The organism is Trichocoleus sp. DQ-A3, assembly GCF_039961975.1.
Classification (GTDB): domain Bacteria; phylum Cyanobacteriota; class Cyanobacteriia; order Cyanobacteriales; family FACHB-T130; genus FACHB-T130.
Map to the genome: position 1 here is coordinate 324,263 of NZ_JAMPKC010000004.1, position 13,095 is coordinate 337,357.

8 protein-coding genes are annotated in these 13,095 nt (G+C 44.1%); 3 read left to right on the forward strand and 5 right to left on the reverse strand.

Features of this window, described 5'->3' with window-relative positions; genetic code table 11:
• Window positions 1-210: 210 nt before the first annotated feature.
• From NDI44_RS10240 to NDI44_RS10250, 3 genes are all read left to right on the forward strand, one after another.
• Window positions 211-1,905 carry an iron uptake porin gene (locus NDI44_RS10240; RefSeq protein ID WP_199304988.1) on the forward strand — a complete coding sequence of 565 codons (1,695 nt, stop codon included), beginning with the start codon at window positions 211-213 and terminating at the stop codon, window positions 1,903-1,905.
• Between the two features lie 232 nt (window positions 1,906-2,137).
• Window positions 2,138-3,607: an ABC transporter substrate-binding protein/permease gene (locus NDI44_RS10245; protein ID WP_190415434.1), complete on the forward strand. Its 1,470-nt coding sequence runs from the start codon at window positions 2,138-2,140 to the stop codon at window positions 3,605-3,607.
• Window positions 3,573-4,322 (forward strand): amino acid ABC transporter ATP-binding protein, encoded by a 750-nt coding sequence (locus NDI44_RS10250; protein ID WP_190415436.1) that lies wholly within the window; start codon window positions 3,573-3,575, stop codon window positions 4,320-4,322. The genes NDI44_RS10245 and NDI44_RS10250 overlap by 35 nt, the downstream gene beginning before the upstream one ends.
• A 293-nt stretch (window positions 4,323-4,615) precedes the next feature.
• Here the strand turns inward: NDI44_RS10250 and NDI44_RS10255 are convergent, their stop codons facing one another.
• The 5 genes from NDI44_RS10255 to NDI44_RS10275 form a co-directional block, all read right to left on the reverse strand.
• Window positions 4,616-6,235 (reverse strand): adenylate/guanylate cyclase domain-containing protein, encoded by a 1,620-nt coding sequence (locus NDI44_RS10255; RefSeq protein WP_190415438.1) that lies wholly within the window; start codon window positions 6,233-6,235, stop codon window positions 4,616-4,618.
• Between the two features lie 76 nt (window positions 6,236-6,311).
• A complete protein-coding gene (locus NDI44_RS10260) occupies window positions 6,312-6,656 on the reverse strand; it encodes a hypothetical protein (protein ID WP_190415440.1) in 345 nt (114 codons plus the stop codon).
• Window positions 6,657-6,696: 40 nt separating this feature from the next.
• Entirely contained in the window at window positions 6,697-7,281 is a 585-nt protein-coding gene (locus NDI44_RS10265) for a DUF6272 family protein (RefSeq protein ID WP_190415728.1), read from the reverse strand.
• 306 nt (window positions 7,282-7,587) lie between these two features.
• On the reverse strand, window positions 7,588-9,528 hold the full coding sequence (locus tag NDI44_RS10270) for a PAS domain S-box protein (RefSeq protein WP_190415442.1): 1,941 nt from the start codon (window positions 9,526-9,528) through the stop codon (window positions 7,588-7,590).
• 289 nt (window positions 9,529-9,817) lie between these two features.
• Window positions 9,818-12,613 (reverse strand): SpoIIE family protein phosphatase, encoded by a 2,796-nt coding sequence (locus NDI44_RS10275; protein ID WP_190415444.1) that lies wholly within the window; start codon window positions 12,611-12,613, stop codon window positions 9,818-9,820.
• Window positions 12,614-13,095 lie beyond the last annotated feature (482 nt).

Below are 13,095 nucleotides of genomic sequence, written 5' to 3' on the forward strand. Positions count from 1 at the left end.
AGAACCCCGATTTCTTCAAGAAATCGGGGTTCTTTTTCGCATAATCAACAAGAATATACGTTGAACTTCTTCTTGGTAGAAGAATATACAATTACTTGCTAGGCAAAAATGTAGTATTTAAACAACATCCAGCGTAAATTCAGCGAGCACGATCGGCATTTACGTGACAAAATTCATTAGGAATGCCAAAAAGTGTGAGGAGAGACCGTCTTGAAACTGTTTCGTGCCCCTCTAAAATTTTGCCTCGCGGTGCTAGTTAACGCTTTAGCGATCGCTAGCATTGCCCAAGCAGCAGAATTTCCAACTGTGTCAGAGGAAACCGTTGATCCCTTTCTCCAGGATACTGACGCTCTAGTTGGGGCAGATACCGTTTCTCAGGGAACTGAAGAGACTGATGCGATGGATCGAGTCAGCAACGTGTCGCAGTTGCGAGATGTAGAACCGACGGATTGGGCGTATGAAGCCCTGCGATCGCTTGTTGAACGTTATGGCTGTATTGCAGGATATCCGGATGGCACCTTTCGTGGCAATCGGGCGCTGAGTCGTTATGAATTTGCGGCTGGGATAAATACCTGCTTGCAGCAAATTGAGAAATTGATTGCTGCTAGTTCAGCAGATTTTGTCACCAAAGACGATTTAGGAACCTTACAACGGCTGATTGATGAATTTGGAACGGAACTGACGGCGCTGCGGGGTCGAGTGGATACTTTGGAAGCTCGAACAACCCAACTGGAAGCTCACCAATTTTCTACAACCACTAAATTAGGCGGTGAAATTATCACCTATGCAGGCGATGCTTTTGGTGAGAATGCTAGCGATGTAAATAACGCTACTCTCGGTCATCGGACTCGCATTGATTTTAACACTAGCTTCACTGGAAAAGACCGCTTAAGGACTCGTTTTCAAATCACTAATTTGAGGCAGTTTGACACTGGGGCAACATTTGGTGGCGGGCCAGATCCAGGCTTAACAGGTGAAACTCGATTTACTCCCAGTAGCGTATCTCAAAATAACGAAGCCAGAATTAGCCAGTTAGAGTATCGCTTTCTAGTCGGAGACAAACTCAAAATTTATATTGAAGCGGGTTCAATCGATCCGTCGTATGTAACAGATACAGTTGCTCCTTTTATCGATACCTCTACGGGTTCTATTTCTAATTTTGGTCAAGTCAATCCTGTGTATTTTCCTTTGGGAAATCGAGCAGGGATTGCAGCAAATTATGCCCTTAGCGAAGCCCTCAGTTTAGACGTTGGTTACTTTGGTGAAGACGCTCCTAATGGTCCTAGTAACCCTGGTAGAGATTCAGGTATATTTAATGGTGGTTACAGTGCTTTTGCCCAGTTGGTTTATAGTGGCGATCGCTTGAAACTTGGCTTGCTTTACCTGAACTCTTTTTCTCAAGCTTTTGGTGTCGATACTCTCGCAGGTAGCAACGCCGCCAAAGTCATTGATCTCACCGATCCTGATGGCAATCCTGTGGTCGGTAATGGTTATGGCGCACAAGTTAATTACCGATTTAGTCCCCGCTTTGAACTCGGTGGCTGGGTGGGTTACACTGCCGCCCGCGCTCTTGGTAATATCAAGGGGGATGCAGATGTCTGGAATTATGCGGTAACGCTGGCTTTCCCTGATTTGGGCAAAAAGGGAAATTTAGGTGGCATTGTGTTAGGGATGCAACCAAAGTTAACAGGGACTAGCAATCGTGCTTTAGCAGAGGCGATTGGTTTACCTCCCGGACAAAGAAGCGATCGCGATACCGGATATCACATCGAAGCTTTCTACAAATATCAATTAACCGAAAATATTTCGATTACTCCTGGTTTCTTTTGGCTAACAGCACCTAACCATGATGAGCGAAATCCCGATGCTGTGATTGGTGTGGTGAGAACGAGTTTCGTCTTTTAGAATCAAACAAACCTAACCTGCTGACTTTCTCCTCTTAGGAGAGGGTTAGAGGGAGGTGAAGAGGGTTTGGAGTAAGGTTAACAAACTTATGTTTTTTTATGAGCTTATTTATCATAAAAATTTTGAAAATGTCACTTTATGTAAGCAAAATATCATCCTTAAGATAGTAGAAATGGTCTTGTGGTTTGAGTGTTAAATATTCATACGTCAAGACATTAAGGACTTACTAGCCATGCCAAAAAGGAAATGGCTTTTTGCCATCCTATTTTCTATTGCATTATCGATAAGTTTACTTTTTGGAGGGTGGAGAAGCGATCGCGTCTTTGCACAATCGCCACAATATCAAGGTAAAAAATTTGTGATGGTCACGTCAGCGGACTATCCACCTTATGAATTTCGAGATACGGCTAGCGGTAGCGCTGATATTGTAGGTTTCGACGTAGACATTGCCAACTATATTGCTAAAGAGCTAGGGTTTCAACTTGAGATTAAAGATACAGATTTTAGCGGCATAATTCCGGCTGTGCAATCCGGTCGGGCTGACTTTGCGATGGCTGGGATGACACCGACAGCAGAACGGAGAAAAAATGTTGATTTTTCCGATATTTACTATGAAGCTAAAAATACAATTGTCGCTAGAAAAGGTAGTAACCTAACTACACCTGAAAGTTTAGCGGGAAAAAAAGTCGGCGTTCAGTTGGGTTCAACTCAAGAAAAAGCTGCTAAAGAAATAAAGGGCACAAATTTGGTAGCCCTTAATAAGACTGGTGAAATTATCCAAGAAGTTAAATCAAATCGTATCGATGCTGCAATCATCGAAGATACCATTGCCAAAGGTTTTATTGCCAACAACCCAGATTTGGAATTTAATACGGTTCCGAATACCGGGGAAGCAGGGAGCGCGATCGCTTTCGCCAAAGGTTCGCCTCTAGTCAATGACTTCAACCGCGTTCTGGGAGAAATGAAACAGAACGGGAAAATAGAAAGTTTAGTGACAAAGTGGTTTGAAAATAATGGAAAGACTGAAACTCCCGCCAGCAGTTCCAGCTTAGCTTTTGCTAAGATAACGCCTCGGATTCCTTTTATTCTAAAAGGAATATTAGTAACTCTCCAATTCACTGCTATCTCAGCAATTTTGGGCTTTATTTGGGGGACAATCCTCTCTTTATTTAAGATTTCCACCTTTAAGCCACTGGTTTGGTTTGCAACAGCCTACACCTCTATCTTTCGAGGGACGCCGCTACTATTGCAAATCGCTTTAGTTTATTACGCAACGCCTCAATTGATTGGCTACAATATTCCGGCATTATTAGCCGGTGTCATTACTTTTACTCTCAACTCAGGCGCTTACATTTCTGAAACAATTCGCGGCGGTATTCTTGCCGTTGATAAAGGGCAACAGGAAGCTGCTTTGTCTTTAGGAGTTCCCTACAGACCGATGATGCTGGATATTATCTTGCCACAGGCGATAAAAAATATTTTGCCAGCATTAGTAAATGAGAGTATTGCACTACTGAAAGACTCAGCATTAGTCTCTACAATTGGGGTAACTGACTTGTTACGCCGCGCCCAAATTGTGGGTGCAGAACAATATATTTACTTTGAACCTTTGCTATTTGCAGGCGCGATTTACTATTTAATGGTCATGAGTTTAACATGGGGGGGTTATGTACTCGAACGAAGATTACAACGCAGCAGTTAAGGTTGAAGATTTGCATAAATCTTTTGGAAATCTGAAGGTTTTGCAAGGAATTTCGACTGAGATTGGACACGGGGAAGTTGTGGCGGTGATTGGCCCTTCGGGTTCTGGTAAGTCCACTTTCTTGAGGTGCATGAATTTACTGGAAGTGCCAACTTCGGGTAAGATTTATATACAAGGCGCAGACATCACCTCACGAAAAACCGACATTATGAAGGTTCGGCAAAATGTCGGGATGGTGTTTCAACATTTCCATTTATTTCCTCACAAAACCGTCCTTTCTAATGTGACGTATGCGCCTAAAAAGGTAAAGGGCATTTCTTCGGAAGAGGCGCGGCGAGAAGGAATGGAGCTACTGAATAAAGTTGGTTTAGCGGAAAAGGCTGATGTTTATCCTTCTAAGCTGTCAGGAGGACAAAAGCAGCGGGTAGCGATCGCGCGTTCCTTGGCAATGAAGCCAGATATCATGTTGTTTGACGAACCGACCTCGGCACTCGACCCGGAAATGGTGAAAGAGGTGCTAGAGGTGATGAAAGACCTCACCAAAACTGGTATCACAATGGCAATTGTCACCCATGAAATGGGGTTCGCGCGAGAAGTTGCCGACCGCATTTTGTTTCTTGATGGTGGAAAACTGGCTGAAGATTCACCGCCTAGTAAGTTCTTTACAAATCCAGACTGCGATCGCGCTAAGCAATTTTTGGATAAAATCTTGTAAGAGATAATCGTTAGAGGCTGCATTCTTTCTGTATACACTTGGGCTAATCTACCACGCTCCTCAGAAATTTAGGCAGCCTCATTCGCTCATTTGAGTAATAAACCAGTGAGTTTTTAAGCAATTGTTGTAGTTTTTGCCGTAGTTTTGCTGTTGTTTCTACTGTCTCTTCATCTCTTACCCCCTTATTTACCCAAAGTTGATTGAAAAACTTCTGTATTTTTATATAGATAAGTAACTTAAATTACAAATACTAGTCTTGAAAATATATTTTCAACTAAATACTTCTGCTTCGATTACTCTTCATTTATCCTAAAATTAGTAGATACCAATTGACAGCGCTCTAAATATATCTTAGCAACTTTATCCATCGGGTTATGCCATAAACAATCTTGAAAGAGTTGTGCAGCTTCACTAAAATTTTGATTTTTGTAGAATAACAAACCTTTCTCAAATATTGTTTTTGCGCTTAATTTACCATCTTTTAATTCCGCTAAATCCCCATCGAATACTTCATAAACTGTTACTTCTTCGGATTTACCTTTTATTTTCACCCGATCGATAATGCGGATGAAATAATCAGATGAATTCTGTAACTGCAAAAAAGTCTGATGACTGATTAATAATGACACTCCATACTCTTTCGTCAATCCTTCAATACGGGAGGCTAAGTTGACAGCATCGCTAATGACAGTGCCCTGTAGCCGGTTATTTCCTCCCACCGTACCCAACATCAAAGAACCCGTATTGATGCCAATCCCGATTTGAATTGGATGATAACCAGCTTGGGCGCGATGCTGATTATACTCGGCAAGATTATGTAGCATGGTAATGGCTGCTTTAATCGCATCATCTGCACTGCCGCTAAACAGCGCCATAATCCCATCACCGATATATTTATCAATGAAGCCGTTATTCTCGGTAATAGCAGGCTCCATGCGGCTTAAAAAGGCATTAATAAATTGAAAATTGTCTGACGGCGTCATTTTTTCTGATAGTGCAGTAAAGTCTCGAATGTCGGCAAATAATACCGACATTTCCTGCTGCACTTGGTCGCCTAATGTGACATCAATAATGCTTTGTTTCTTCAAAAACTGAAGAAATTCACGGGGTACAAACCGCTCGTAAGCAGTGTTAAGTTGATAAAGTTGATCGATCAACTGAATTCGCTCTGCTTCTGCCTTTTTGCGTCGCGTGATATCTTGAAAAGCCGCGATCGCGTAGACAATTTCGCCCTTCTCATCAAAAATTGGCGTTGCCCACACCTCTATCGGGATAATCTTGTCTGCTTGGCGAACCTCCATATCATCAACAGTCGAGCAGGAGCCACTCAACGCCAGCGCTAGGGGCTGTTGGGCATTCGGGTACAACCGATCTGTCCCTGCCACATAAGCTTGATAAAGTTCTGGCAGGTGAGCGGTGGTGTCTTCCGGGGCGATGCCCTTGCCGAGAAGCCGCTGTGCTGTATGATTGGCGTAGTAGGGTTTGCCGCTCGCATCAATCACGAAAACACCTACCGGCACGGCTTCTAGAAATTGAGCCAACCTTCTCTCGCTGGCACGTACTGCCTCCTCTGCTTTGTGATGCAACTCAGCTTCCACCCTATCGGAATGTTCCGTAGTCGTCTCCAGCAAAATTTCCAAATCGATCTTATCTCTAGTAACAATTGTCAAAAGAGACTGGAGCGCTGCTTGACTCGCTTGTAGTGCTTCTTCGGTGCGCTGGCGTTCGGCAATTTCGGCTTGTAGCTGTTGATTGGACTGATGCAGCTGGGCTTCAACCATATCGGAGTGTTCTGTCGTCGTCTCCAGCAAGATTTCCAAATCAGCTTTTTTGTTTTTTAAGTCTTCCAATTCCCGGCGCAGATTTGCGATTTCTAAAAACAGCTGTTCCCTTGAGGGTTGTTCTTCTTGCATCGCCTTAGGATTTGCACTTTGACGAAAATGAACTTATCTAGTTTTCAGTGCCAGTATCTTAGCCTTGTAGGAGTTTTTATGCCAATTCCAGCTGCAAAGAAGGCATTAGCCGCTGCAAATTTTTCAACGACTTACTTTGCCAGGGGATATTCTTAGAGCCTTGTACAATCATCTGCATACTTTCTTTTTGACGCACGTTGATGACAAATTTCGACAGAACATTGATTCCCGAACTATTCAAAAATTCTAGTTCCCGCAAGTTCAAGGTAATTTTTGGTGGATCTGAGTCTACTAGATCGTTAAGTAACTTTACGATTGGTGCATATTCTTCCATTCCGCTAAGTCGAAGCGAACCTTGAAAGATCGCTGTTTCAGTAACCGAGTCGTACCAAATGCTGTAATCTTCGGTCTTAATTTCCATTACGCATCAACTCCTTGCATATTCTGAACAACTCGGTAAGCTATACTGCCAACTGCACCATTGTGGTCACGGCGATCGCTTCCGGCTCCGACTCTTTTTGGATAGTCTCAAACTTCCAACCTAGCTTAGCTTGATAATCGTTCATCATTGTCAAAAAGCCTAGCCCAGATTCGCTCTCGCTCTCGTCTTCTGCATTTTTTTCTAGCTGGCGAAGATACAACTCGCTCGGGTCGCAGGTGGTTAACTCTGTGATAAATGCCTGAAACTTAGCGATCGCGCTTGGATTGATATTGTTCGTACCGAGGAATACCAGGCGATCGTTATGCATTTGCAGCCGAATACTAATAGGTTGCACTGATATATCATCATTAAATTTCATCGCATTCTCTAGCAACTCATTGGCGATAAAACTAACAGCACTTTTGATCTCTGCTTTTGGGTCGGTTTCGGTCGTATTTTTATTACCAGGAAAGAAAGTTGCAAAATAGTCAGCCATAAAATCAGCCGATAAACCATTATTACGCCAGCGTTGCTTTAGGGGGATGGAGGTAGGCGAAAATACAATTGTTAAGCCTTCCTGACTGCTTGGAAGCTCGTCCCTGAAGTCTCCGAATATTTGAATCATATCAATTTGGTAATTGGTAATTGGTAATTGGTAATTGGTCATATTTTGAGTTCTAAGTCTTGAAATATAGTGGTTACTCCTCTCGCTTACAATACATTCTGCTACTTGCTTCTTAACCGCGTCTTTGAAAAGCAAAGAAGGGGAATATGGAACTGCTCCCTGGTTTTCGGGCAGCGGCAGAGGTGGGATTAAACTGTACTGCATCCAAACGAGAATTACTATAAATAATTCCTTTTAACTCAACATTCATTACCAACTACGCATTTTTGCTTGAACATCGCGAAGATGATTTGCTTGTACATTGGCTCATTGATTTGCCTCTGTACAGCTAATCGGAATCTCAATGTAGAATTCTGTTCCTTGGCCTAGTTCAGAGATACATCCAAGCTGTCCCCCATGTTTTTCTACTACAATTTGATGACTGATTGAGAGACCCAATCCAGTGCCTTTGCCGACTTGCTTGGTTGTAAACAAAGGTTTAAACAACTGTTGCTTTGCCTCTTCTGAAATACCAACTCCATTATCTGCAATCCGAATCAAAATATGAGAGAAATTAAGCCCAAAGAATGAAGAATCAACTAATTTATTTTCAGTTTTTACCCTTAGATTATTCTGCTTTATTTCCGTGCTAATCCGAATAGTAGGCACAAGTTTTTGATTTTTACTGAAAATTCCAGAAGCTATTGCTTCTTCTAGCGCATCAATGGCATTGGCAATGAGATTCATGAACACTTGATTAAGTGGTCCGGCATAACACTCAACAAGCGGGATATTTTCATATTCTTTAATTAAAGTAATTCCTAGACGATTTCCGTTTGAATTTAAGCGATGCTTCAAAATTAGTAGAGTGCTATCAATGCCATCATGAATATTAAAAAGTGTCTTTCTGGATGTATCTGCACGAGAGAAGGTTCGCAGAGACACGCTAATTTGATGGATGCGGTCTATTCCTATCTTCATAGAAGAAAGTATTTTAGGCAGGTCTTCTGCTAGGAAATCAACATCAATCGCTTGTGCCTCTGATTGGATTTCTGGTACTGGATTTGAATAATGCTGTTGGTAAAGTTTTAACAACCTGAGCAAATCGCAGGTGTAGTCATGGACATAGGAGAGATTGCCAGATAGAAAGTTGACTGGATTGTTGATTTCGTGAGCGATTCCGGCGACCAATTGCCCAAGAGAGGACATTTTTTCACTTTGTATTAATTGAACTTGAGCTTGCTGCAAATCGCACAGCGATCGCGCTAACTGTTGAGCTTTTTCTCGTTCTCGCGCTTCGCTTGCCCTTAGAGATTGCTCAATCTGCTTGCGCTCAGTGATATCAATGATGGTTCCCTCGTAGTAGAGTAAGGTGCCGTTGGCATCACAAATCGCGCGGGTATTCTCGGAAACCCAGATGATGCTGCCATCTTGTTGATAAATTTGATACTCGAATCCTTTAACTTCACCCTGTTTAGTTAATAAATCTAAAAGGTTCTTGCGGCATTTCGGGTCAACATAAACTTGCTCTTTGATTTCTGGGATGCTATTCATCATCTCCTCAGGAGACTCATAGCCGTAAATTTTTGCTAGTGCCGGATTGACACAAATGTAGTGTCCGTCTAATGTAATCTGGAAAATTCCCTCAATGGCATTTTCAAAGATACTGCGATACCTCGTTTCCGCTTGTTGCAGCGCTTCTGCGGATCGCTTGCGCTCGGTGGTGTCTTGAAAGGCAGCAATCGCATAAGCAATATCGCCCCGGTCATCAAAAATGGGGGACGCCCACACCTCTATGGGAATTATTTTGTCTGTTTGATAAATCTCCGTATCGTCAACGGTTACTTTTTCGCCTCTCAACGCTCGTATAATCGGCAGGCGATCGCTGGGGTACAATTGCTCTGTGCCTGCGAGATAAAGTTGATAAGTCTCTGGCAATTCCTCGACAGTGGCTTCTGACATAATGCCTTTGCCTAGGATTTGCTGTGCCGTCTGATTGGCGTAGTAAGATTTACCGCTAGCATCAACCACGAAGACGCCCACTGGCAGGGCTTCTAGAAATTGCGCCAGCCTGCGATCGCTTTGTTTTCCCGCCTCCACTGCCTTGTCATACAACTGCGCTGCAACCGTATCCGAGTGTTCGGTAGTATTCTCCAGCAAGATTTCCAAGTCAACTTTTTCTCTTTTCAAGTCTTCCAATTCTTGGGACAAGCTTTCTATCTTCAAAAAGAGCTGTTCTGTTAATGATTTTTCTTCCTCAATTGCCATAAATTTTTATCTTTGCCAAAAAATGGATTACCCTAGCAAGGGATATTTTTAGAGTTTTGTATCACTATTTAAATATTCCCTTTCTTAGGGGCTTTTGTAACAAACTTTACAGAACATTTACTTACAAACTGGTTAAAACTTCTCGCTTCAGCAGTTTGAGTTTGAGAGCGGCAGCAAACTCACGAAAGATAAAGTGCAAGTTCTATACAAACAGCGCAGACTACAGCCTTTGGTGTCAAGGCAATGCAAGCTGTTTTGCATCTACAACAGATAAGAAGTCAAACTCGGCTTATTTCTGTTTAAGAATCAGCAAAGTGATGTCATCGTAAATTTTTTGCTCACCGATATGCCGTCGCAGATCCTCAATCACAGCTTGTTTAATTTCCTCAACGGTCTGTTGGCAGCTGCGGCTGACTATGTCGCACAGCCGATCTAACCCGTATTGCACCTTGAATCTATTTTCGGCTTCAGTAATGCCATCGGTGTACAGCACCACGACGTCCCCTGAGTGCAATTGCAACTGAATCTGGGCAACGAAATTGGTAATGTCTGCTTCTAGCCCAATCGGGAAACCTAAATCAACCGTGTCCATCCGTTCCACCTGACCGCCGGAACGCACAACAATCATTTCTTCGTGTTGCCCCGTCAGGCGTAGCGTTCCTCCTTGGTAGTCCAGTAAGGAAAGGCTGAGATTTTTATCGGAACTCATCCGCTGCACATTGTGATAAATGGTTCGGTTGAGTACGTCTAAGAATCTCTTGGGGTCGGTTTCGTTGTTTTCCAGTAGCGTCCGGACTGCTGTCTGCACCATGATCGTTAAGACGCCGCTTTCGAGTCCGTGTCCGGTGACATCGCCGATGCCAATTTTGACTTTATCCTCATAATTGAGTACATCGTAGTAGTCGCCGCCTACCTCTTCGGCGGGTTCCATAAAGCTGGCAATCTCCAGCCCAGGAAGCGATTCAAGTTCTTGCTGTTTGGGCAATAGCATCTGTTGCAGTCGGCGCGTTACGGCTAACTCAGCGCTCATGCGGATATTGTCGGCTTGAAGACGTTCGTTGAGGGCAAGAATCTCGGCGTTGGCGTGAGCGAGTTCGCTGGTGCGTTCGTCAACTTTTTGTTCCAAAGTGTGGCTGTAATTCCGCACCGCCTCCTCAGCTTGCTGGCGTTCGGTAATATCGCGCACCAGTACTACATATTCTTGAAAGTCCTGATTGAAACGGTTAGAGACGGCTGCCTCAACGATGGTGGGATGTTCGGGCGTTTTTAGGGTATGTTCGCTCCGACTCGACCAATTATCTGGTTGACCTGCCAAGGCGGGAAATATCTGGTTGAGACGACATCCTAGGAGATTGGGAGCGATCGCTTTTAATAGTTGCTCGGCGGCTGGGTTGGCTTGCCGAATAACGCCCTTTTCATCGACGACGAGAATCCCGTCAATGGCAATATTGAACAAATGCTCAGACTGTTCTCTGGCTTCGACGATTGCCATGACTTGGGGCAAACTTGTCCAGCAAGCGATTGCTACCCCAACAAAGGCAGCGATCAGCAGCATCACCACATAGAGATTGTTGCCATTCTGACCTAGGTCTACCGCCCCAATTCTGGCTCTAAACATCCAGCTAATCGTGGCAGCGCTACAGATCAGTAAGATCAGGATGACTACCTGAAACCCTACAAAATCGGATATTTTAGTTTGCGATCGCCCTCGGTAATGCTGAATCCACCAAGCAGCATGAAAGGGTGCCCACCGGATGCGGCGTATCACCCGATCTGCTGCCAAAATCCCTAGGGGGAATAGCAACCCAATCAAGAAGTCTTTCCAACCCCAAGCCAAACCCCCAACCACTAAGATAACGACTTCCAGCAAAAAGAAGACCCCCGACCACCAAGGCAGAAATACCTCCGGTCTCTTTCGGCGCAGCCACAGTGCTAAATGTACCGACATGATAGACACAAACCAGCCGGTGTTACTCACCACCGCAATCCGGGCGACATCTCCCCAAGCTAGACAAATGAAAGTGAACAACAACGTCAGCACCAAAGCGGGACCGAATACACCCCGTCGGGACACCACAGCGAACACAGGAGATAAATGTCCGTCTGTAGCAAGTTGGTACAGCATTCGGGGACAGTTGGAAAGCACCGTCGCGCAACTCAGAAGCGACCCAGCAGCGAGAAAAAAGGTAACGATGATCGCTGCCGACTGCCCCCAGAACGGCGTAGAAACTGCTAACAAATTTAAGAAAGTGTCACTACCCAAACCTGGGTCGGTTGCTAAGCGCATCAGTACCCAGGAACCCCCCAGAAAGATGGGCGGCATGATCCAACAGGAGATACTTAGAAACCGCAACGTTTCATCAGGGCGTCGGCTATCAGCAACAAATGCAGACGCAGATTCACAAGCGTAGGTCGTGTAGGTGACGAAGAATAACCACTTCGCCCAATCCACAAAAGAGGGAGGCGACCAACTGGATGGGAAAAAGCCAGGACTTGCTGGGGAAAGGGCTAACCAGCCGATGCCAAATAGACAAAAAGCGAGTAAAAGTCCAATTGCCGGGATAACAAAAAATAAGTGCAGGATACTTAAAGCGCGGGTGCCGCTAAACGCCAAAATAAACGCGATCAGCGTCAAGCCAATTTTCACAAGAGTATCGGGACAAGCAATTCCTAAAGGCTCCAGGTTTACCTTAATGAGTTCTGTAAGGACAACCACGTTAATCGCCAGCGTCGAAACCCAGCTGAAGAAGTAACCAACTGCCGCGTAACGGGCTAACCCCGGATAGTGCTTTAGCAATCGGGTGGTATAGTTGGGCGTTCCTCCGGCTACGTCAGGAAAATGCCTGCCTAAGCGTTTTACTTGCAGGTTTAGCAAGATGCCAAGGATCGTTCCTGGCAACCAGACAAAAATAGCCCCCGTACCGAGAGCAATGTGCAGTACGGGGGCTATGGCAGGCCAAGAGATATGAGCCGTTACACCAAAGCCCCACGTTTCCAGAGAGCTAAGACTGCGGGGTAAGCGCGGGGCTGAGTACTGATTTGGAGGCGCAGAGTCTATGATTGTCGGCAATGGTGTTGAGGTCATCAGGTTTATTCGTATTTTTGTCTCAATTTATTTTTAAAGCTTGACAATGAGAGCGATCGCGCTATTGAGATTTCCAGGACATTAATTGCAGTAAGATACTTTTTTTAATTTATATGTCGAACTATTCCTATTGGAGTCCTGGCATGATGTCATCGTAAATTATGCGCTCTGCAAATCATCGCAGGTTTTCAACACAACGCTGTTCTCGCCAGTATTGCATCCTAGACCTGTTTTCGGCTTCGGTAATTTCATCGGTTATCCTAATTTATTTTCTCTAGAAATACTTGCCTATCTATTCATCGTTGATTGTTATTGGAGAAGTCGTGATAAAACCTAAGCTAAAAGCTATAAACTAAAATCAAATCTTTGAATTTGATACTAATAGAAAGTTTACTTATTAAGTGATTCATATCCTTTCGCTTTATATCTCCAACCGCAACCCTAATCGAGTATTGGTCAGGGTTCTGCTATGTAGCATTACC